This is a genomic window from Peribacillus sp. NPDC097197, from assembly GCF_050278025.1.
GTDB lineage: Bacteria > Bacillota > Bacilli > Bacillales > DSM-1321 > Peribacillus.
In genome coordinates this window covers 58,413-80,226 of the sequence record NZ_JBNNST010000004.1, presented here as the reverse complement: position 1 = coordinate 80,226, position 21,814 = coordinate 58,413, and the positions used below count along the sequence as shown (strand labels likewise).

26 protein-coding genes are annotated in these 21,814 nt (G+C 42.1%); 20 read left to right on the top strand and 6 right to left on the bottom strand.

Annotated features, from left to right (window positions below):
• The first annotated feature begins 2 nt into the window (after positions 1 to 2).
• Positions 3 to 299, top strand: a complete 297-nt coding sequence (locus ACQKL6_RS07060; protein WP_402869697.1) for a DUF1292 domain-containing protein — start codon at positions 3 to 5, stop codon at positions 297 to 299.
• A gap of 58 nt (positions 300 to 357) precedes the next feature.
• Here ACQKL6_RS07060 and ACQKL6_RS07055 read toward each other — a convergent pair whose 3' ends face one another.
• The gene (locus ACQKL6_RS07055; protein ID WP_402869695.1) at positions 358 to 513 is read right to left on the bottom strand and encodes a hypothetical protein; all 156 of its coding nucleotides are present in this window, start codon (positions 511 to 513) and stop codon (positions 358 to 360) included.
• Between the two features lie 327 nt (positions 514 to 840).
• On the opposite strand from ACQKL6_RS07055, the gene mltG reads away from it, so the two are divergent.
• The 8 genes from mltG (at position 841) to ACQKL6_RS07015 (ending at position 9,079) form a co-directional block, all read left to right on the top strand.
• Positions 841 to 1,977: an endolytic transglycosylase MltG gene (gene mltG, locus ACQKL6_RS07050; protein WP_402958335.1), complete on the top strand. Its 1,137-nt coding sequence runs from the start codon at positions 841 to 843 to the stop codon at positions 1,975 to 1,977.
• A 257-nt stretch (positions 1,978 to 2,234) separates the two neighbouring features.
• Entirely contained in the window at positions 2,235 to 2,900 is a 666-nt protein-coding gene (locus ACQKL6_RS07045) for an O-methyltransferase (RefSeq protein ID WP_402869691.1), read from the top strand.
• A complete protein-coding gene (locus tag ACQKL6_RS07040) occupies positions 2,887 to 3,816 on the top strand; it encodes a peptidase U32 family protein (RefSeq protein WP_427650893.1) in 930 nt (309 codons plus the stop codon). Before ACQKL6_RS07045 ends, ACQKL6_RS07040 begins: the two co-directional genes overlap by 14 nt.
• Positions 3,817 to 3,840: 24 nt before the next feature.
• Positions 3,841 to 5,112 (top strand): peptidase U32 family protein, encoded by a 1,272-nt coding sequence (locus ACQKL6_RS07035; RefSeq protein ID WP_427650892.1) that lies wholly within the window; start codon positions 3,841 to 3,843, stop codon positions 5,110 to 5,112.
• A 1-nt stretch (position 5,113) separates the two neighbouring features.
• Positions 5,114 to 5,752, top strand: coding sequence for a uridine kinase (udk, locus tag ACQKL6_RS07030; RefSeq protein WP_402869685.1), 639 nt, complete (start codon positions 5,114 to 5,116; stop codon positions 5,750 to 5,752).
• Between the two features lie 278 nt (positions 5,753 to 6,030).
• Positions 6,031 to 6,507, top strand: coding sequence for a transcription elongation factor GreA (gene greA / locus ACQKL6_RS07025; protein WP_402869683.1), 477 nt, complete (start codon positions 6,031 to 6,033; stop codon positions 6,505 to 6,507).
• A gap of 92 nt (positions 6,508 to 6,599) precedes the next feature.
• Positions 6,600 to 8,351 carry a peptidoglycan D,D-transpeptidase FtsI family protein gene (locus ACQKL6_RS07020; RefSeq protein ID WP_402958340.1) on the top strand — a complete coding sequence of 584 codons (1,752 nt, stop codon included), beginning with the start codon at positions 6,600 to 6,602 and terminating at the stop codon, positions 8,349 to 8,351.
• Between the two features lie 86 nt (positions 8,352 to 8,437).
• The gene (locus tag ACQKL6_RS07015) at positions 8,438 to 9,079 is read left to right on the top strand and encodes a YrrS family protein (protein ID WP_402958342.1); all 642 of its coding nucleotides are present in this window, start codon (positions 8,438 to 8,440) and stop codon (positions 9,077 to 9,079) included.
• Positions 9,080 to 9,120: 41 nt separating this feature from the next.
• On the opposite strand, the gene ACQKL6_RS07010 is transcribed toward ACQKL6_RS07015, so the two are convergent.
• Positions 9,121 to 9,333: a DUF2536 family protein gene (locus ACQKL6_RS07010; protein WP_402958344.1), complete on the bottom strand. Its 213-nt coding sequence runs from the start codon at positions 9,331 to 9,333 to the stop codon at positions 9,121 to 9,123.
• Between the two features lie 137 nt (positions 9,334 to 9,470).
• Between ACQKL6_RS07010 and ACQKL6_RS07005 the strand changes: the two genes are divergently transcribed.
• From ACQKL6_RS07005 to ACQKL6_RS06980, 6 genes are all read left to right on the top strand, one after another.
• A complete protein-coding gene (locus tag ACQKL6_RS07005) occupies positions 9,471 to 10,109 on the top strand; it encodes a class I SAM-dependent DNA methyltransferase (RefSeq protein ID WP_402958346.1) in 639 nt (212 codons plus the stop codon).
• Positions 10,110 to 10,125: 16 nt separating this feature from the next.
• Entirely contained in the window at positions 10,126 to 10,821 is a 696-nt protein-coding gene (mtnN, locus tag ACQKL6_RS07000) for a 5'-methylthioadenosine/S-adenosylhomocysteine nucleosidase (protein WP_402869673.1), read from the top strand.
• A 105-nt stretch (positions 10,822 to 10,926) separates the two neighbouring features.
• The gene (locus ACQKL6_RS06995) at positions 10,927 to 11,850 is read left to right on the top strand and encodes a PLP-dependent cysteine synthase family protein (RefSeq protein WP_427650891.1); all 924 of its coding nucleotides are present in this window, start codon (positions 10,927 to 10,929) and stop codon (positions 11,848 to 11,850) included.
• Between the two features lies 1 nt (position 11,851).
• Positions 11,852 to 12,988 (top strand): bifunctional cystathionine gamma-lyase/homocysteine desulfhydrase, encoded by a 1,137-nt coding sequence (locus ACQKL6_RS06990; protein WP_427650890.1) that lies wholly within the window; start codon positions 11,852 to 11,854, stop codon positions 12,986 to 12,988.
• Positions 12,989 to 13,096: 108 nt separating this feature from the next.
• A complete protein-coding gene (locus ACQKL6_RS06985; protein ID WP_427590532.1) occupies positions 13,097 to 13,363 on the top strand; it encodes a YrhC family protein in 267 nt (88 codons plus the stop codon).
• Between the two features lie 425 nt (positions 13,364 to 13,788).
• Positions 13,789 to 13,929: a YrzI family small protein gene (locus ACQKL6_RS06980; protein ID WP_427650889.1), complete on the top strand. Its 141-nt coding sequence runs from the start codon at positions 13,789 to 13,791 to the stop codon at positions 13,927 to 13,929.
• A gap of 388 nt (positions 13,930 to 14,317) precedes the next feature.
• Here the strand turns inward: ACQKL6_RS06980 and ACQKL6_RS06975 are convergent, their stop codons facing one another.
• Entirely contained in the window at positions 14,318 to 14,512 is a 195-nt protein-coding gene (locus ACQKL6_RS06975; protein ID WP_402869663.1) for a sporulation protein YjcZ, read from the bottom strand.
• 331 nt (positions 14,513 to 14,843) lie between these two features.
• Between ACQKL6_RS06975 and sigK the strand changes: the two genes are divergently transcribed.
• Entirely contained in the window at positions 14,844 to 15,575 is a 732-nt protein-coding gene (sigK, locus tag ACQKL6_RS06970; protein WP_402869661.1) for an RNA polymerase sporulation sigma factor SigK, read from the top strand.
• A 189-nt stretch (positions 15,576 to 15,764) separates the two neighbouring features.
• On the opposite strand, the gene ACQKL6_RS06965 is transcribed toward sigK, so the two are convergent.
• The gene (locus tag ACQKL6_RS06965) at positions 15,765 to 16,058 is read right to left on the bottom strand and encodes a hypothetical protein (RefSeq protein WP_402958359.1); all 294 of its coding nucleotides are present in this window, start codon (positions 16,056 to 16,058) and stop codon (positions 15,765 to 15,767) included.
• A gap of 166 nt (positions 16,059 to 16,224) precedes the next feature.
• Between ACQKL6_RS06965 and ACQKL6_RS06960 the strand changes: the two genes are divergently transcribed.
• The gene (locus tag ACQKL6_RS06960; RefSeq protein ID WP_402958361.1) at positions 16,225 to 18,012 is read left to right on the top strand and encodes a M3 family oligoendopeptidase; all 1,788 of its coding nucleotides are present in this window, start codon (positions 16,225 to 16,227) and stop codon (positions 18,010 to 18,012) included.
• A gap of 56 nt (positions 18,013 to 18,068) precedes the next feature.
• On the opposite strand, the gene pssA is transcribed toward ACQKL6_RS06960, so the two are convergent.
• Positions 18,069 to 18,608, bottom strand: a complete 540-nt coding sequence (gene pssA, locus ACQKL6_RS06955; protein WP_402958363.1) for a CDP-diacylglycerol--serine O-phosphatidyltransferase — start codon at positions 18,606 to 18,608, stop codon at positions 18,069 to 18,071.
• A 134-nt stretch (positions 18,609 to 18,742) separates the two neighbouring features.
• Here pssA and ACQKL6_RS06950 point away from each other — a divergent pair, with 134 nt between their 5' ends.
• Positions 18,743 to 19,540 carry a phosphatidylserine decarboxylase gene (locus tag ACQKL6_RS06950; protein ID WP_402958365.1) on the top strand — a complete coding sequence of 266 codons (798 nt, stop codon included), beginning with the start codon at positions 18,743 to 18,745 and terminating at the stop codon, positions 19,538 to 19,540.
• A 43-nt stretch (positions 19,541 to 19,583) separates the two neighbouring features.
• On the opposite strand, the gene ACQKL6_RS06945 is transcribed toward ACQKL6_RS06950, so the two are convergent.
• Positions 19,584 to 19,724, bottom strand: a complete 141-nt coding sequence (locus ACQKL6_RS06945) for a sporulation histidine kinase inhibitor Sda (RefSeq protein WP_402869651.1) — start codon at positions 19,722 to 19,724, stop codon at positions 19,584 to 19,586.
• Positions 19,725 to 20,185: 461 nt separating this feature from the next.
• Here ACQKL6_RS06945 and ACQKL6_RS06940 point away from each other — a divergent pair, with 461 nt between their 5' ends.
• Positions 20,186 to 20,707 carry a YqeG family HAD IIIA-type phosphatase gene (locus tag ACQKL6_RS06940; RefSeq protein ID WP_402869649.1) on the top strand — a complete coding sequence of 174 codons (522 nt, stop codon included), beginning with the start codon at positions 20,186 to 20,188 and terminating at the stop codon, positions 20,705 to 20,707.
• Positions 20,704 to 21,813 (top strand): ribosome biogenesis GTPase YqeH, encoded by a 1,110-nt coding sequence (gene yqeH, locus ACQKL6_RS06935; protein WP_427650888.1) that lies wholly within the window; start codon positions 20,704 to 20,706, stop codon positions 21,811 to 21,813. Before ACQKL6_RS06940 ends, yqeH begins: the two co-directional genes overlap by 4 nt.
• Position 21,814: the final 1 nt, after the last annotated feature.

Sequence of the window (21,814 nt, the reverse complement as noted above, 5' to 3'; positions counted from 1 at the left end):
AAATGGAACACGGTGAAAACAATATTACAGTAGTAGATGAGAATGGTAACGAACAGCTTTGTGAGATCTTATTCACATTTGACTCTGAGAAATTCAACAAATCTTACGTACTTTATTACCCAATGTCTGCTGAAGATGACGAGGAAGAAATTGAAATCCACGCTTCATCATTCACACCAAGTGAAGACAGCAAAGATGGTGAGCTTGCTCCAATCGAAACTGAAGAAGAGTGGGATCTAGTCGAGGAAATGTTGAATACATTCCTTGATAATGAAGAAGCAGAAGAAGAAGGAAGATAATTTCTCAAAAACTGGCCTTGTATCCCAAGGCCAGTTTTTTTTAGTATGTCCCCATCCCTTATCTTTTCTCCACAAACAAGAGAATAAAAGTAGCGACTGGACCTAAAACTAATGATAATAGAAACCAATTTAAACCCGTTCTGTTTTTACCCTGGGCAATTCCGGCATTGATTAATGCTAATGTGCCCCACCCCATGACATAGGAATTATCCATTTTTTCCACACCCTTCCACACTAAAAGGATTTTATCATGAATATCCAAATAGTTGTATGAATTAAAGAAACTGATACAACGAAGTTCGGAAAATTCATTGTATTTATATAGACGGGAACCTATCACTTTATTCCTATAAAATAACCACCTTCTATTGACAAAACTGGCCTTCTTTTGCCATAAATAGAGTAGGAACGAAGGTAGTTATACAAAAAACATGTATTTATTTGTAGGTTTTAGTATAATATTCGAAGCAAAGTTATTCTTAGAGAAAGCATCTTCTAGAAACAATCTGTAGTGGGTGTGCAGTTTGCAGGGGGAATGGAAATGGATGAAAAGAATCAAAAGCTATCTAAAAAACAACATATTCGAATGAAGATGCTAGAACAACAAGGGGAGGCCAAGCTTGTCCGTAAAATTATCATGATTACGATTGCTGCACTTATTTTAATTGTAGGGATAGTCGTCCTTGTGGGATTCTTCTATATTAACTCGGCGATGAAGCCCTTTGATCCAGAGGATGATACGATCAAGACGGTGAAAATACCGATTGGTTCCTCCATTAGTGATATTTCGATTTTGCTTGAAGAGCAGGAAATCATCAAAGACGCGCGTGTTTTCAAATATTATATTAAGTTCCGAAATGAATCCGGCTTTCAGGCAGGAGAGTATAAGCTCTCTCCATCGATGCCAATCAAGGATATTGTGACGAGCATCAAAACCGGGAAACTGATGAAAGAGGCCGTCCTTAGGATAACGATTCCGGAAGGCAAGCAGCTAGTCCAAATAGCCGATATTATCGCTGTGAAGACAGATCAAGACTCTAAAGAGATATTTAAGAAATTGAATAATGAGGAATTCGTAAAATCCATGCAAACGAGATTCCCTGAGCTTCTGACATCGGAAATCGATAATGAAAATGTCGTATATCCACTTGAAGGGTACCTGTATCCGGCAACCTATGACTTTTATGAAGAAAAACCATCCATTGAATCCATGGTAGTGGAGATGCTCCAGAAAACGGAGGAAACCCTTCAGCCATTCGAATCACTGATGGAGAAAAAAGAGTATACGGCCCACCAGCTATTGACATTTGCCTCACTCGTTGAAGAAGAAGCAACAGCTCAGGTCGATCGTAAGACCATAGCTTCGGTCTTTTATAATCGACTCAAGGAAGATATGCCATTACAAACGGATCCTACCGTTTTGTATGCAAAAGGCTCACACAAAGACAGGGTCCTATACAAAGACCTTGAGGTGAAATCACCATATAATACGTACAAAAACAAAGGCCTGACTCCAGGTCCGATCGCTAACGCCGGAAAGTCTTCGATTGAAGCGGTCTTAAAGCCTAAGAAGACCGATTACCTTTATTTCTTGGCTACACCTGAAGGAGAAGTTCTATATTCCAAAACACTGGAAGAGCACAATAATAAAAAGGCACAGCATATTACCAATAAATAAATGGCAAGGCCAATAGGGACTAAGGGGAGAGGGATATTACTTTCCCCTTGTTTTTATGATAGAATAGTAAACGTAAAAATTTCAGATCCGATTTTATTGATGACTGTAACTCGGCTTTTGCCGGGTTTTATTTTGAAAAGATAAGGAAACGTAGATAGTCAAGTGATGCTGGTTCTAGTTCGTTTTGTATATGATGCGGAATTTCATTGAGAGCCGGCCAAGACGCTTTCGTTTTTTTTATCATTGGAGGAAATGTCTTGAACGGAAAAATAGACCAATATCTTCACGACTTACTTCCGGAACGTACCGGATTGATTAAGGAGCTAGAGGATTTTGCAAGGGAACATAATGTACCGATCATGGAGCCTGAAGGAATAGAGGTGCTGCTACAGATTTTGAGGCTTCACCAACCGAAGGCCATATTGGAAGTGGGCGCAGCAATCGGATATTCGGCGATTAGAATGGCAGAAACCTTACCGGATGTGCGTATTGTCACGCTGGAACGGAATGAAGCGCGTATTGAACAGGCGAAGGCGAACATAGCCAAGTCTGGTCTTTCGGAGCGAATCACACTCATAGAAGGCGATGCACTAGAAGCAGGGCCTCACGTGAAGGATCATGGCCCGTTCGACATCATCTTTGTGGATGCAGCGAAAGGACAGTACAAGCGTTTCTTTGAGCTGTTCGAACCTTTCCTGAATGAAGCTGGCATAATCATTACTGATAATGTATTATTTAAAGGCTTGGTTGCTGAAAACATCGAAGAGATGGAAATGACGAGACGTAAGCGAGCGCTTATTAGAAAAATAAAAGACTTTAATATCTGGCTGCATGACCATCCTCATTACGATACCGTGATTTTACCGATTGGTGATGGTGTAGCTATTAGTAAACATAGAGGTGACAAACATGAAAAAGCCTGAATTACTGGTGACTCCGATAAATATCGCACATCTAGCTGAACTGATCGAGGCGGGTGCTGATGCATTCGTAATCGGTGAGCAGCGTTATGCGCTTCGTTTAGCGGGGGAGTTCACTCGTGTGGACGTTAAGAAGGCAATTGAAATGGCGCATACTGCAGGTAAAAAAGTATACGTGTCCATGAATGCAATCTTTCATAATGATAAAGTGGACGAGCTTGAAGACTATATAGCTTTCCTACAAGAAGCAGGAGCTGACCGGATTATCTACGGTGACCCCGCAGTCCTGATGGCTGTAAGGGCTGTTGCCCCTGATATGCCATTACATTGGAACACAGAGATGACGGTTACCAACTGGTACACCTGTAATTACTGGGGGAAACGCGGAGCGGTGCGGGCCGTTGCAGCCCGTGAAATCAGCTTGGACGAAATCATCGAAATGAAGGAGCATGCCGAAGTTGAAATTGAAGTTCAAGTTCACGGCATGACATGTATGTTCCAGTCGAAGCGTACGCTACTTGGCAACTATTTCGAATACCAAGGCAAGGCGTTGGAAGTCGGAAACCGAACAGAGCAAAAGAATATGTTCCTGCATGATACGGAACGTGAAAACAAATATCCGATATATGAAGATGAAAACGGTACGCATATCATGAGTCCGAATGATATGTGCATGATTGATGAACTTCAGGAATTGATGGAAGCGGAAATGGATTCCCTGAAAATCGATGGGGTCCTGAAAACGCCCGAATACATTGTGGCCGTCACAAGATTATACCGTGAGGCGATAGATTTATGTGCGGATAATCCAGATCGCTATGAGGATGTCAAAATGGAATTGTTCGAAAAAGTCCAAGCGATTCAACCTGATAACCGTGAGTTGGATACCGGATTCTTCTTTAAAGAATCGGTTTATTAAGTAAGGGAAAGAGGAGGAATAGCCTTGAATGCTATTGCTGATAAAATTTCCAAGATAGTTGATGGAAAGAGAGTCATTGTAAAAAAACCTGAATTGCTGGCTCCTGCTGGTAATCTGGAAAAACTAAAAATCGCTGTCCATTATGGCGCAGATGCCGTATTCATTGGCGGACAGGAATATGGTCTACGTTCGAATGCCGGAAACTTCACGTTTGAAGAAATGAAAGAAGGCGTCGAATTCGCTAAAAAGTACGGTGCGAAAATATATGTGACTACGAATATCTATGCCCATAATGAAAATATCGATGGTCTTGAAGAATATATGGAAGGCCTTCGTGATACGGGGATTCATGGAATTATCGTGGCAGATCCATTGATCATCGAAACGTGTAAGCGTGTGGCTCCGGAAGTAGAAATTCATCTGAGCACGCAACAGTCGCTTACGAACTGGAAGGCTGTCCAGTATTGGAAAGAAGAAGGTCTGGAGCGTGTCGTGCTAGCTCGTGAGACGAGTGCTGATGAAATCCGTGAAATGAAGGAAAAAGTCGACATCGAAATTGAAACCTTCATACATGGGGCAATGTGTATTGCCTATTCAGGCCGTTGCACACTTTCCAACCATATGACGGCACGTGACTCCAACCGGGGAGGATGCTGTCAGTCCTGCCGTTGGGATTATGACTTGTACGAATTGAATCAGGATGGAGAGAAAGCGTTATTCGATAAAGAAGATGCACCATTCGCGATGAGTCCGAAAGATTTGAAGTTGATCGAATCCTTGCCAGGCATGATCGAAATTGGGATTGATAGTTTAAAAGTCGAAGGCCGGATGAAATCCATTCACTACATCGCAACGGTAATTAGTGTCTACCGTAAAGTGATTGATGCGTATTGCGCAGATCCGGATCATTACAAGATCCAACCTGAATGGTTGGAAGAGCTTGATAAATGTGCAAACCGTGAGACGGCTTCATCGTTCATGGAGGGGGAAATCCCTGGGTATAAACAACAAATGTTCGGGAATCATACCGTAAAGACTCGCTTTGACTTCGCTGGATTGGTACTTGATTATAATGAGGAAACTCAAATTGCTACCTTACAGCAGCGTAACTTCTTCAAGCCTGGTGATGAAGTGGAATTCTTCGGACCCGAGATTGAGAACTTTACTCAAAAAATCGGCATTATCTGGGATGAAATGGGTAAAGAGTTGGACGCAGCACGTCATCCGCTTCAAATTGTCCGCATTCAAGTAGATAAGCCGGTATATGTGAACAATATGATGCGTAAGGAGAATTAACATGACAAGGAAAAAACCAGTAGTCATCGGAGTTACCGGTGGGTCGGGATCAGGTAAAACAAGTGTAACACGCTCAATTTTTGAATTCTTCAATGGACATTCCATCTTGATGCTCGAACAAGATTATTATTATAAAGATCAAAGCCACTTGCCGTTTGAGGAACGCTTGAAAACGAATTATGATCATCCGTTTGCATTCGATAATGACTTATTGATTGAACACATCAATGCATTATTGAAATATGAAACGATTCAGAAACCGGTTTATGATTACGCGAATCATACGCGGTCAGATGAAATCATAACGGTTGAACCACAAGACGTCATCATTCTTGAAGGAATCTTGGTATTGGAAGACCAACGCCTAAGAGACTTGATGGATATGAAGCTCTATGTGGATACAGATGCAGATTTGCGAATCCTTCGACGTATGACTCGTGATATTAAAGAGCGTGGCCGTTCCTTGGATTCTGTCATCGATCAATATATCAGCGTCGTTCGCCCGATGCATAATCAGTTCATCGAACCGACGAAACGATATGCCGATATCATCATTCCTGAAGGTGGGCAAAACCATGTGGCAATTGACCTCATGGTAACAAAAATACAAACAATCCTTGAACAAAAGTCTTTTTTGTAATAACATAGCATAAATAATGATAGGTGCCATTTTACCTCATATATATAAAAATCCCAATTATTTATAGGGAAAGACTGGACAAATGTTGGAAAACACAATAATCTATTCTTGATACAGAACGAACCGGCTGCTTAATGCAGTCGGTTTATATACTAAGGGACGGTTGTTCCGTAGTGGCATGTGATTATATATATTTTTTTTCGGGTAAGCACTTATAGAGTACATAAACTGGTCACGGCGGGATGTCAGCTGTGAAGAATTTGAAGGAGTGAAGGGTTTTGGCAATTGAAAAAGTATATCCAATGACTAACGAAGGTAAAGCGAAGTTAGAACAGGAACTAGAACATTTAAAGTCGGTTAAACGTAAAGAAGTGGTGGAAAGAATCAAAATCGCCCGTAGTTTTGGCGATCTTTCAGAGAACTCTGAGTATGATTCTGCAAAAGAAGAGCAAGCATTTGTTGAAGGTCGTATCACTACCATCGAAAACATGATTCGTAATGCTAAAATCATTGAAGACAATGATTTGAATACAGATACAGTAACTCTTGGTAAGTCTGTAACATTCATAGAACTTCCAAATGGTGATGAAGAAACGTATTCCATCGTGGGTAGCGTTGAAGCAGATCCATTCGAAGGCAAAATCTCGAATGATTCTCCCATTGCCAAAAGCTTGATTGGGAAAAAAGTTGGCGACAAAGTATCAATCCTAACGCCAGGCGGCGAAATGAGCGTCAAAATCGTTTCTATTAGCTAATAGCGTTTTCCAGGAGGATGTCCATGAGGGCATCCTCTTTTTAGTGTTTAAAAATCCGAACCTCGTCAACAATGGTAACGAGGTGTTTCTATATGAAAAAGAAACGAATGAGGATACTTGCAGTTGTCTTGGCTATGTTCATGCTGATGCTCATTGGCCGAATAGCTTATATCCAACTAGTGTCTACAGAATCCTTTTCCAAGCATGATGTGAATTTAATAGAAGCAAGTGTAAACCAACGCTCGCAAATTTTAAAGATTGACGACGGACGGGGGAAGTTTTACGACCGAAATGGCATTCCACTTGCCCATGAAGAAATCCCGACACTTGTTTTGTTTCCGTTTTTAAATAAGATGAACTGGCCTATAGATCAAGTCGCCTCCATAATCGGCAGGACGGAATGGGAACTGAGACAGTCGATCGCAGAAGCGAAAGATCCCTTTGTTTTTGGTGGGGATGACCCGATCGAGCTAACCTTGGATCAGTCCAAGGCAATCAATGAATTGAAAATCCCTGGCGTATTTGCGGTGAACGAAAAGCTATATCATGATCAAATACCCGCCGCACAATTGATTGGTACAACGAATATATCGGATGCCGAAAAGAAAAAGCGCTACCCGGATATGCAGCTTTCTGCAGATACGAAAATTGGCAATACGGGTTTGCAAAGGACATTTGATGAGTTCTTACTTTCCGATGGAGAATCAAAGCTCGTATTTCATGTCGATGCCAGTGGGGGTCCGATGTTTGGCGTGGACGTAAAATATGTGGAACCTGCCAACCCTCTTTACCCCGTCAAAGTGATCACGACCATCGATAAGAGCATTCAAGAAGAAGCAGAGAAGCTCGTGGATGAGCGCGGGATTAAAAAAGGTGGACTTGTGCTGATTGATATTGAAAAAAGCGAAATCGTGGCCATGGTGTCCCGCCCCGCCCTTAATAAAAAGGACCCCAATGGCGAAGGTGCCATCAATACGATGCTCACTCAAAAAACGCCCGGATCCGTTTTTAAAACGGTAACGGCAGCAGCTGTCATTGATTACGAGGCTGCGAGCCCGACTAGAACGTTTGATTGTGATAAAACGATTGAAGGGGAAGCCGATAAACAGAGAGAGCTTGGCAGGCTGAATTTTGAGAATAGCTTTGCCCAGAGCTGTAACAGGACATTTGCCGAATTATCGAAGGAAATCGCCGTAAAGGATCCGGACTTTTTGGATAAATATGCTGAAATGTTGGGGTTGGTTGGCCAATCCGGATGGCAGGGGGATGTTTACCATACGGCCGTCACCCAGTTGTACCATGAACAAAAAGGAAAGGTATGGCATGATGAACAATTGAAAAAGGATCCGAAAATGATTGCCAAGACATCCATTGGTCAACAGGATGTCCAAACCACACCACTTGCCATTGCCAATATGATGGCGACCATTGCAAGAGGAGGGAAGAAAGAACAGGTCAAAGCAGTTTCGAAGGTAGAATTCGACAACGGCACGACAGTAGTCGACTTTCCTACACAAACAATGGCGGGAGATACAGTGAAGCCTTATACGGCGATGAAATTGCAACATCTTTTACGAAAGGTGGTCACGGAAGTGAAAGGGACCGGTGCTTCTCTAAAGAACCTTCCTGTTGAGGTCGCAGGGAAATCGGGGACTGCACAGACTAACATTGAAAAAGGGGAGCTCAATAAATGGTTTGCTGGGTATTTTCCGTATGAAAATCCCAAATATGCACTGGTTACGGTGAATTTTGAAACAAATGAAAGTAGTTCCAGCATGACGCCTCTATTTTCAGATATTGTAAATGTTCTATATAGCAAGGACCAGAATATACGCGAGAATTGACGAAAAGTGTAGGAAACCTTCCCCTTCTATCTCCAGCTGAATCATGATAGAATGAGGCTGAAAGTAAAGGTAGGGAGGAATGGACCTTGAGTTCTAGATTCAATCAGAGAGATCAAAAACGAAAATTAAATAAAATTTATAATATCGCGATTACCATCGTATCCATTCTCATTGTCATTGTGGCAGCCACGATTTTCCTTAGTGATGACGATTCCACAGAAAAAGCGACAACCGAGCCGAAACAAACCACTGAAAAACAACAGAAGAAAGCTGAGAAAACAGAGAAAAAAGAAGATGCACCAGGAGTCGAGGAAGAAGAAGCAGATGAAGAAGATTCAGAAGCGACAGATACGACTGAGGAAGATAAGGACAAGGATGCTGAGCTTGTAGAAGTGGAGGCAAGCGGAGATGGCAATGTCGAGAAGGCTTATACGAGTGAGGGTTGGAAACCGGTTGGTACAGAGCAATCGGGTGAACATACGACAAGCTTCGAAAAGGGTTCGGTTGACTGGAATGAAATGCGTAAGGCGATTGCCCTTGGAGCTGGTGTGGACGAAGGCAGCATGAAGTTATGGTGGTTACAAAACGGTGGATCTCCGAGTACGGCCATCGGCACTGTTTCAGATGGAAACGAATCACAAACGTATCGTGTACATATCGAGTGGGTGGACGGTTCTGGATGGAGACCAGTCAAAGTCGAAGAATTGAAAGTGAATGATAAAAAGTAAGCATGAAAATCCCGAAAAGCGATGGCTTTCCGGGATTTTTTTCATTTTTTCGCTTTAAAATGGACGACGGCGCTATAGAAGCGGCGTCCTTCTTCACTAACATACATTTGGTGTGATACGGAGTGCACCTGTAGCAAGATCGCTTTGTTGATCTCGATTTGGGATTGGATCTTTTCTTCTAGGCTCTTGATGCTTTCCGCTTCGAAAAATTCAATTTTATCTTCGAATAAATTTAAATCAAGTTGAAAATCCATACTATATTCCTCCAAGGTTTTGATAGTGTTAGTGTACCATCAAATCTGGTGAAACTGCCTAAAAAATGCGAACCGTTTTTGTTTACTCTCATATTCTGTTCATAGGTATGATTATTTCTCATAAAAAGGTGATTAATATGGGCAGAGAGTTTTTGGAACTATTTGATGAATGGTCTAAATCGTATGATGAATCCGTCAAGGGACAGGATATTGAATATCAAGAGGTTTTTAAGCACTATGACAAAATATTGGATAGTGTCGCGAGCCGGTCCCATGGCCATGTATTGGAGTTTGGGGTGGGAACGGGGAACTTGACGGAACGGATGATAAAAGCCGGTCTCACGGTATCTGGGATCGAACCATCTCCAGCCATGAGAGAAATAGCAATCAGAAAGTTACAGGATAAAACGGAAATCGTGGATGGTGATTTCATCGACTTTCCGATGCCGAAACAGGTCGATTCAATCGTTAGTACGTATGCTTTTCACCATTTAACGGATGAAGAAAAAGAAAAAGCCATTGCCAACTATGGAAAGTTACTGAATGCTGGTGGTAGAATAGTGTTTGCGGATACCATGTATCAATCAAAAGAAGCGCATGATCAAGCGATTCGGGATGCAGAGGATGCAGGCTTTCATAATTTGGCGAAGGATTTGCAAACAGAATATTACACGACGATTCCTTTTTTGGAAAAAGTGCTTGTAAAACATGGGTTCACTGTGAATTTTGAGCGTTGCAACTCATTTGTTTGGATTATGGAGGCGGAAAAAATATAGGAAGAGGTTTTTACTAATGAAGGTAGCCATAATCGGAGCAATGGAAGAAGAAGTTACGATTTTACGCGATAAATTGGAAGGGCTGGAACAGGTGACGATTGCCGGTTCGGAATTCAATACAGGGTCATTGAATGGAATCGATGTCATTTTGCTTAAATCAGGAATCGGAAAAGTGAATGCGGCCATGTCGACCGCAATCCTTTTGGAAAAGTTCAAACCGGATGCAGTCATTAATACGGGATCTGCAGGTGGATATCACCCTGATTTGAATGTCGGCGATGTCGTCATTTCAACTGAAGTGCGCCATCATGATGTGGATGTAACGATTTTTGGCTATGAATATGGTCAAGTGCCACAGCTGCCTGCTGCTTTCATCCCGGATGAAAAGCTATTCACAATAGCAGAAGAAGCGGCTAAAGAAATTAAAGATATCCAAGTGGCAAAAGGATTGATCGTGACGGGAGATTCGTTCATGAATGATCCGGTCCGTGTCGAATTCGTCAGAGGTAAATTCTCTAATTTATATGCGGTCGAAATGGAAGCGGCAGCGATCGCTCAGGTTGCGCATCAATTCCAGACACCGTTTGTTATTATTCGCTCGCTTTCGGATATCGCTGGTAAGGAGTCCAATGTTTCCTTTGATCAATTCCTGGAAACGGCGGCGCTTCATTCAGCGGAACTGATTCTGAAAATGGTTGAAAAAATGAAATAAGATATAAAACAGCAAGTGATCAGCGGAAGCCATTCCGCTGATTATTCTTTATCTCCACCTTTAAACCAACTAAACTTCTAAGAAAACTTAGAGAGGATGTCCACTATGAAGGTCATTCACAATATACATGATTTGATTGGCAAGACGCCCATGATGGAGATCACTTCATTCCCACTTCCGGATGATGTCCGGATTTATGCCAAATTGGAATTCCTCAATCCTGGGGGAAGCGTGAAGGATCGCCTTGGCCAAGAACTTTTGAAGCAAGCGTTTGCAACGGGAGCATTAAAAAGAGGCGGGACCATTATCGAACCGACCGCTGGAAATACAGGGATAGGTTTAGCCTTGGCAGCGATAAACCAGGATGTCGATGTGATTTTTTGTGTACCGGAGCAATTCAGTAGTGAAAAGCAGGAGCTGATGCGTGCTCTTGGGGCAACAGTTGTGCAAACCCCCACTGAAGATGGCATGAAAGGAGCCATTGCCAAATCGAAAGAACTTCTTGCCGAAATTCCTGGTGCATACTGTCCGCAACAGTTTGCCAATCCCTCGAATCCGGAGACGTATTATAAAACGCTTGGTCCGGAAGTTTGGGAGCAGCTCAATGGCCAGGTCGATGTGTTCGTTGCCGGTGCGGGAACTGGGGGAACCTTCATGGGGACATCCCGATATTTAAAGGAACAAAACTCTGCCGTCAAAACCGTCATCGTCGAACCGGAGGGATCCATCTTAAACGGCGGGAAAACGGGACCCCATAAAACAGAGGGAATCGGCATGGAGTTTTTACCCGCTTACATGGATGAGGCCTATTTTAATCAGATTCATACAATAAGCGATCAAGAGGCCTTTTCCAAGGTGAAAGAATTAGCCTTGAAAGAAGGACTGCTCGTCGGGAGTTCCTCTGGTGCTGCTTTTGCCGCGGCCTTGATGGAAGCGGAAAAGGCCCGGGCAGGTACAAATATCGTCGTCGTTTTTCCAGATTCCAGCGAGCGGTATTTAAGCAAAAATATTTATCGGGGAGGCCTATGAAGTGAGGAAGAAGACACAATTGATTCATGGAGGCATTTTTGGCGATCAAAAAACAGGGGCCGTATCGGTGCCAATCTATCAGGTAAGCACATACAAACAGGATGGGCCTGGAAAGCACAGGGGCTATGAGTACTCCCGTACCGGCAATCCGACCCGGCATGCTCTCGAGGAATTAATCAAGGAACTTGAAGGGGGAAAACGGGGATTTGCCTTCGGTTCCGGAATGGCGGCAATGACGGCTGTGATGATGCTCTTTAATCAAGGGGATCATATCTTACTGACTGATGACGTATATGGTGGGTCTTTTCGGGTGATGACAAAAATCCTGAACCGATTTGGGCTAGAGGCCACCTTTATCGATACGAGTGATTTGGACTCTATAGAAAAAGGAATCAAGCAGAATACAAAAGCGCTGTTCATTGAATCCCCGACGAATCCTCTATTGAAAATCACCGATCTGGAAGAAATAGCTAAAATAGCGAAGGCACACCACCTGCTAACCATTGTGGATAATACGTTCAGTACTCCATATTGGCAAAATCCGCTTACGCTCGGGACAGATATCGTTCTCCATAGTGCAACGAAGTATCTCGGGGGCCACAGTGACGTTGTGGCTGGTCTTGCCGTCGTGAATGATGAAAAACTAGGGGAAGACCTTCACTTTGTCCAGAACTCCACAGGAGGCGTGCTGGGGCCTCAAGATTCCTGGTTGTTGATGCGCGGAATGAAGACACTCGGCATCCGAATGGAGGAACACGAAAGGAACACCTTGGCAATTGTCCGTTTCCTGACCGGGCATGAATCGATTTCAAACGTGTATTATCCAGGCCTCGTCAATCATCCCAACCATGAAATTGCCAAAAAGCAATCCCGGGGTTTTGGTGGCATGGTCTCATTCGATGTCGGCAGTGGTGCAAAGGCAGAACGGGTGCTTCAAAAAGTGAAATACTTCACCCTTGCCGAAAGCCTTGGGGCAGTGGAGAGCCTCATTTCGGTTCCGGCCTTGATGACTCATGCCTCGATTCCAGCCGAACGACGCGCAACCTTAGGCATCACGGATGGATTAATCCGAATATCCGTAGGACTTGAAGATGTGGAAGACCTCTTGGAAGATCTAGAACAGGCGCTAGAAGGATAGAACCATCACCCACACAGCTTCCTGCCATTATTTACACCCAACCATTTGGAATTAATATGGTAGAATGAGATATAGATTGTTTACTAGAAGAAAGAAGGGGTGAATGGGATGAAAAACCGTAAAAATCAAACGGCGTCTGCTCTACGTTCCAAAATGGCGGATTTTAAACAATTTGCGATCACCTTATTATGTGTAGGAGCGTTCTTTTATTTAGGAACGATACTGCCTACAACCGGAAAAACGGACCTTTCCACCAATGTCTATATGGGAGCGACTGTACTCTTCCTCGGTTTGTCCATCCTCTTTTTCCTTATATCCAAAAAATATAAAAAAATCTTGGACGAAAGCGATGACCAAGATTTTTTACAACAATAGCAATCAAGCCTGATCTCCTTAGTGTAACTGGGGAATCAGGCTTTTTTTATTGCCTTATGTTCTGGAACAGAAAAAAATTTCTAAAAATTACAAAAAGTCTATTTACAAAACGTTGATTATTGGATATACTTACCAAATAATATTCCAAAGGAGGTCGAAGAAGATGAGAACATATTTACTTGAAAGCAACATTAAGCTGATTAGCTGGATCGCGCCAACAAACAATCATATACTATTCGACCTGTGCCATGCGGAATATTCTTAAAGCAAATGGGCTTTATTAATCATTCAGACATAATGGCCGCAGGGAGAATCCTTTTACCCTGCGGCCTTTTTATATTTTTAAAAATCCCGCAGGAGGAAGGAACTTTCTGCGGCCTTTTTATGCCTTTTTGGTAAGCCGCCCCCTTAAAGGAGGTGATATTATGACACTGAATATGCTGTTTTTTACAATCACGATCAAAATGAGGAAAATGACTGCTGAGGAATGTTTGCAAGAAGAGCGAATCAGGAAATTACGTGAGCAGCACCTAGATAAAGCAATGAGGCATCGTCCTTTTTTCTAATCTAAGATGCACGTAAGAAATATTAAAATGAAAGGTGGAGATCAAGATGATTAAATGGGCCATTATAAAAGGGGAAAAGTGTTGCTACTGGCAGGAGAAGGATACCGGCTAACGAATGTAAGGCAATCTTCACAGTATCGCCATGGATTGTATGAAAAGTGTTCAAAATAGCAGCGGTCGGTAATCACCTAAACGTGGTAAATTGAAGATAGGTTCAATTATAAGGAGTGATTCAGAATGTTCTCAATCGTAATGGTACTGGTTATTACGACTGTCATTGGAACAGTAATCGCTGTAAATGTTTCTGTCGATGCCGATAAACCGCTGCACAGCATCATGGACTATGTAAAATAGAAAAAACTCGGCACTTGGCCGAGTTTTTTCTATTTTAACAGCATGGCCCCGGTCCTCCGCAGCCCCCGAATCCGAATCCACCAGGAATGAACCAGAATCCGAATAACAGCAGTAAGATGACGAGGACGACGATCAAGGCGATTCCAAGACCGAATCCACCTCCGCCATAACAAGGTGCTGGGCATGGAGCACCGTAATTATATCCGTATGGTCCATAGCCGTATCCCATACAAATCCCTCCCTTCCGCTTAAATTCCCTATCATTATATGTAAGTTTGTCTATGTTTGATTGGGATTTTAAAAGGAGAATTCTTGAATGATATCCCTCCCACATTTTCTATTAATCGCTTAGGTGATTTTCTGGGCATCTTTTAGAAAGGTCCATCAATCCTTGAATCCTAAAAACATGGATATTCCAGAGAATATCCGTGTATGTAGAGACTCTCTAGCAACGTAATGAACCAAGCGGAGGATTTCTTTTTGTGGTACAGACAAGAACAAGCCCACAATCGCATAGGTATGGATAAGGAAACACCCAATGAGGCGGGAGGATGAAACCAATGCCTGGAATACTTACTGCAGTCGGTTATCTCATCAAGGAATTTTACTTATTAGTTTCCTATGTGAAAAATAATGCTTTTCCCCAGCCATTATCTTCACAAGATGAGAAGAAGTATCTGAAGCTTATGAGTGAAGGGGATGGGGAAGCCCGTAATATTCTCATCGAGCATAATCTTAGGCTAGTGGCCCATATCGTCAAGAAATTCGAGAATACCGGTGAAGATACTGAAGATCTGATATCAATCGGGACCATTGGATTGATAAAGGCTATTGAAAGCTATTCCGACGGTAAAGGCACGAAGCTTGCCACTTACGCAGCACGTTGTATTGAAAATGAAATCCTGATGCATTTACGTGCAACAAAAAAAACGAAAAAGGATATTTCCCTGCATGATCCAATCGGTCAAGATAAAGAAGGAAATGAAATCAGTTTAATTGATGTATTGAAATCAGAATCAGAGGATGTCATTGACACGATTCAGCTTAATATGGAAATAGAAAAAGTGAAGAAGTATATTGGTGTTTTGGATGAGCGTGAAAAGGAAGTCATCGTTGGAAGGTTTGGACTAGATTTAAAGAAAGAGAAGACGCAAAGAGAGATTGCTAAAGAACTGGGCATATCTCGTAGCTATGTATCAAGAATTGAAAAGCGTGCCTTGATGAAGATGTTCCATGAATTTTATCGTGCGGAGAAAGAGAAGGAAAAGAAGGCCAAAGATAATGGGATGTAAAACGAAGAGAGTGCGGATTCTTGCTTCCGCACTCTCTTCGTTTTTTTATTTATTGCGAATCAGGTCTGCAAAGGCATGGTAGATTTCAATGCCCTGGAACAGAAATAGACGTGATGCAGTTAACGAAAAGATTCCAATCATGATTAGGCGGAACCACATATCCATCACTCCTCGATTTTTTTTGTAAAATCAGTGAGTGAGAGAAGCTATGTAATTCGCCTGATAAAAGACAGGATTGAAAAAACGTCGGCGGAAGGCAGAGAGGAAATAAAGGAACAGGAATATCCATGATTCTTTCACTAGCAAAACGATGAGGATTAGGCTGACTTTCAAGAAAGGTATCAGTGCAAACTTCTTCTCGATTTTCTTCAAAAGGTGTACGTCATTGCCCTCTTCAAGGGTCAATGGAGTATGCTGCTGGTAGGAATGGGGCAGTGTCCAGAGGAGAAGGGCAATGACTGAAAAGTGGATAATGAACTTCAAAAAGGACCACCAACTTTTCGATTACTACGTACATCAATCATATCATGCTTATAAAATGGAAAGCGGGAAAACAATTAGACAAAAATCTACTTAATCTTCCTTATGAATAGGAAAAAATGGATGGACCCTCTATAATGGTGTTGTTGATAATAAGGAGGAATTATGTATGGGATATTCTTTAACGTGGGATTTGGATGTCTTTTTTAAAGGGGGAAGCTCTTCAGCGGAATTTCTGCTCCTAATGGATGAAATCAAACAAGAAGTGACGGAATTGGATCAAGCTGTGTGTCTGTTGAATTCAGAGGGTAGTGAAAAGACTTTGATCAAGGCTCTCGATCTGTACAAAGTCACCAAAATGAAAATGGAACAAGCAGGGGCTTTTATCGGTTGCCTTGAGGCCCAAAATGTTCAGGATAAAAAAGCAGGTCAGTTAAGGGTCAAACTGATGAAGGTGGAAGCATCCTTGAAAGTCGCTTTAAGTAGACTGGATGAAAAACTGGTCCAGTTGGATGATGATTGGTTCGAGAATGTCTTCAAGAAAGAACCGTTGAATGAACTGGCCTATGTATTGAATGAGCGTCGAGACCGTGCTAAAGAGAAACTTTCGGTCCAGGAAGAGTCGCTGATCACCCAGTTGTCCATGGACGGATTTGAAGGATGGAGCCAAATGTATGATACGCTCGTCGGTTCGATGACGGTTCCGTTTAAAGGGGAAGAGCTTTCTATCGGTCAGGCGGCAAATAAATTTTCCAGTCCGGACCAAAGTGTCCGAAACGAATTATTTACAGCTTGGGAACGTGCATGGGAAGAAAAGGGTGAACTGTTTGCAAGGACCTTGAATCATTTGGCGGGCTTTCGGATTAGCGTGAATGAAAAAAGGGGCTGGAACGATATTTTGAAGGAACCCCTGGAAATCTGCAGGATGAAGAAAGAGACGCTTGAAAGCATGTGGCAGGTCATAGCTGACAATAAAGAACCACTTGTGCGGTTTTTACATAGAAAGGCTGAAATGCTTGAAGTGGGAAAACTGAGTTGGGCTGACTTGGATGCACCTATTGCTGTTACGGCCACATCGAAAGTAATGGAGTATCAAGAAGGGGCAGACTTCATTATCGGACAATTCTCGAAATTCGGAAGTCAATTGGCGGATTTCACCCAAAAGGCATTCAAAGACAGCTGGATTGAGGCGGAGGATAGACCAGGCAAGAGACCAGGCGGTTTTTGTACCGGCTTCCCACTGGATCATCAATCCCGGATATTTATGACCTATTCGGGAACGCCTTCGAATGTATCGACATTGGCCCATGAGTTGGGACATGCCTTCCATTCCCATGTGATGGGGAATATCCATCCATTAAATCGCTCATATGCCATGAACGTGGCTGAAACAGCTTCTACATTCGCTGAGATGGTCGTAGCGGATGCAGCTTTGAAAGAAGCATCCAGTGAGGAAGAGAAGCTGATTCTTCTAGAAGATAAAATTCAGCGCTCCGTGGCGTTATTAATGAATATCCATGCCCGTTTTCTATTTGAATCTAGGTTTTATGAGGAAAGAAAACAAGGATATGTAAGTGCTGAGCGTTTAAATGAGCTGATGGTCGATGCTCAGAAAGAGGCATATGGGGATGCGTTAGATGAGTATCACCCGACATTCTGGGCCTCGAAGCTTCACTTTTATATCACCGATGTTCCATTTTATAATTTCCCGTACACATTCGGTTACCTATTTTCGTTAGGTATCTATGCGAAAGCTCTGAATGAACCTGCTGGATTCGAAGAGAAGTATATCGCCCTGCTTCAGGATACAGGTTCGATGAATGTGGAATCCTTGGCTAAGAAGCATTTGGGTGTCGATATAACCACACGAGGTTTTTGGCAAGAAGCGGTTTCTACCTGTATGCAGGATGTTGAGGAATTTATGCGTTTGACGGATCCACTTGTTCGAAAGGCATGAAGCGGAAAATTGCAAAAAAAAGGGTGCCCGAATAGGGCGCCCGCTTCCTTCAGCAATTAAACTTTTCTCAATTTAAATGGACTGATCATAAGTAAAGATAATAGAATCATAAGAAATAAGAAAAAGACCGGGTGTAAATAAGGAATCGCCAGGTAGCTAAGTGTGGCCACGCAGCCAACGACGGTAATCGGTACGCCGGTAAAATATCCATTATTCTCACTTATATTGAAGCGTGCAAGGCGGTATGCTCCGCAACCAATATAAAAAACAGTTAAAAATGTTCCTGGCGCACCGAATTCTATTAATATTCCTTGGTATAATAGTAGAGCGGGTGCGACTCCAAAAGAAATAATATCACACATGGAATCAAGCTCTTTACCTAATTCCGATTCAATGTTAAACTTCCTCGCAACCATACCATCAAATCGATCTGCTAGGGCAGCCAGGAAAATTAAAAGCAAGCTAAGATTTAATTGGTCGTGTATCACGGCTATTATGGCAAATCCACCGAGGGATAAGTTCATTAGAGTTATAATATTGGCTGTTTGGGTTTTCAATTTTTTTATGGTTTGATCTAGGGCATGTAATAAAAACATCTTTTCCCTCCCTTCAAAAAAAGCAAAATAAAGTAAAGAATAGTAAACATAAGTATTTATTATATAATAATATTGGAATGAACGCAATTTATGCAAGTGCTTTTTGAATTTTTTAACAAGTTGGAGTGGTATAGTTGTATCAAACATTTTATCGTATTCTTATAGAACTCACGAATGGAAGAGTATCTTCAGGCCTATTAAAACAGTTCAGCCAATCACGATGGAGTAGGCCCTTGATTCCTCTATATGTGAAAAAATTCAACCTTGATCAACAAGAGTTCAACAATGACATGAATGCCTATACGAATTTGCATGATTTATTTACAAGGCAGCTAAAACAGGGGACGAGACCGGTTACGACCGACAGCTCTGCGGTGGCGTGTCCGGTCGATGGCGTTCTCGAGGACGCGGGAGAAATTCGTACTGATAAAAAAATCGTCGTTAAGGGAAAGGTATATTCTATGGAAGAAATGGTGGGGGATGCTCTGTTTCTAGAAAAATACCTAGGCGGTAAATATCTCGTGTTATACTTAAGCCCGAGCCATTATCATAGGATTCATGCGCCCATTTCCGGTTCTGTAATCAAAAGGTGGACACTTGGGAAAAAGTCATACCCTGTCAATAAATGGGGGATGAAGTATGGTAAGGAGCCCTTGGCCAAAAATTATCGTACGATTACAGAATTACAAAGCGAGGAAGGGTGCATAACCATGGTCAAGGTCGGCGCCATGTTTATCAATTCCATCGTCATAACGGATGATTCAAGGCAATTGAAAAAAGGACAGGAATTCTCTTATTTCAGTTTCGGTTCAACCGTCGTTCTGCTCTTTGAAAAGGATCGCTTTAGACTCGCCGAAAGCTTATCCGTTCCTGCTGATGTCAGGGTCGGTGAAACGATTGGACATTTGGCGGCCAAGCAAGAAGGGGTATGAAAATAAAAAGGCTAACAGGATTTGTCAGCCTATGTATCCCATATTAAAATAATGAGCGAATTCTATGTGTTAAGGACCTTCGATGGATTTCTGTTTCAATTAGACGGATGAAATCAGAGCTCAGCTTTAAATTCCTTGCTTTAAAATAGGATTCAAGCAACAAATCATCGGATAGTTTTTGCATTAGAACGCCATTTACGGCTGCCACCTCCAGTTGGAATGCGAGGAATACTTTGCATTTCTAGACATATATTATTAAGTCATCTTTGGTGTACCCCTACTGTATCAGAAATAAACTTGGAGAACAATCGTTCTGTTATCCACAACCGAAAGTGGATAACCTGTGGTTAAGTTGTTTACAAAGTAAGTGAGATGTTACATATCAGTATGGAAAATGTTAGTAAAGTTATCCACAGGTTGGTTGTAGGCAATATTTGTCGAAAACTATTGGTAATTTTTAGGGTGACTCATGGATTCAAGTTATCGATTTCTTTAGCTTGTTGGAAAAATGCCTTTTCATATTAGAAAACATACATTATGATGTTTCTTTACGATTAGCCCTTCTTTCACGAATTTTTTGAAAGTAAGCCGAAAATTCGATATGATAGAGACGGTAAATTTCAAAGAAAATACAGAGGTGTCAGTATGCTTAAATTATTTTTGCCGAGTGAACATGTTCAAAGCATTTTTGATATAGATCCTGAAAAGTTGAAAGAAAAGGGAATAAAAGGAGTGATCACTGATTTAGATAATACATTGGTGGAGTGGGATAGGCCCACCGCTACCCCTGAATTGATTATCTGGATCGATAAATTACGGGCCCACGGGATTTTAGTGACGATTGTATCGAATAATAATGAGAAACGCGTTCGTTCTTTTTCCGACCCCCTTCAGATTCCCTTTATTCATCAGGCGAGAAAACCGATGGCAAGAGCCTTCCATAAAGCACGGAAGGCAATGGGCTTGAAGTTGGAAGAGACGGTAGTAATCGGAGATCAGCTGATGACGGATGTATTGGGAGGAAATAGAGGAGGATTCCATACGATCCTCGTCGTACCGGTCGCACAAACGGATGAATTCAGAACGAAAATTAACCGCTATTTCGAAAGAAAGATCATGGCGTTCTTTAAACGAAAAGGAATGATAGAATGGGAGGAACACAATTGAACAGCCAACAAGAATTAGTATGCATCGGGTGCGGTGTGACAGTCCAGTCAGAACATCCCAAGGAATTGGGCTACGCCCCTCAATCTGCACTGGAAAAGGAAAGCATCATTTGTCAGCGTTGCTTTAAATTAAAACATTATAATGAGGTTCAAGATGTTTCTTTAACGGACGATGACTTTTTGAAAATCTTGAATAAAGTGGGCGAAACCGATTCTTTGATTGTTAAAATCGTCGATATCTTCGATTTCAATGGAAGTTGGTTGCCAGGATTACACCGATTTGTCGGACATAATGACGTACTACTGATTGGAAACAAGGTAGACTTGCTTCCAAAATCGGTAAAGCCGAATAAACTGATTAATTGGATGAAGAAATCTTCGAAGGAATTGGGATTGAATCCAGTCGATGTCCTACTTGTCAGTGCAGAAAAGGGAAAACATATCCTTGAAGCGGCTGATGTGATAGAAAAATATCGGAATGGTAAGGACGTATATGTCGTCGGTTGTACGAACGTCGGGAAATCAACTTTCATCAATCGCCTTATTAAAGAAGTGAGCGGTGAAGGGGATATCATCACGACTTCGCATTTCCCTGGAACGACTTTGGATATGATTGAGATCCCGTTGGATGACGGACAAGCTTTGATTGATACACCAGGAATCATCAACCACCATCAAATGGCCCACTATGTGGATACACGTGATTTCAAGATTATCATGCCGAAGAAGGAAATCAAACCGAGGGTTTATCAGTTGAATGAAGCTCAAACGTTGTTTTTTGGCGGATTGGCTCGTTTGGATTATGTATCAGGAGGCAGACGCTCTCTGACATGTTATCTTTCCAATGAATTGAACATTCACCGTACGAAATTGGAGAAAGCGGATGAATTATATAAGAATCATGCTGGAGAAATGCTGACGCCTCCACGTCCGGCTCAATTGGAAGAATTCCCGAAATTGATTCCGCATGAGTTTACTTTAAAAGAAGGTAAAATGGATATTGTGTTTTCAGGTCTTGGCTGGGTTACAGTCAATGAACCAGGAGCAAAGGTCATTGCGCATGTACCGAAAGGCGTTAACGTAATCGTCCGTAAATCATTAATCTAAT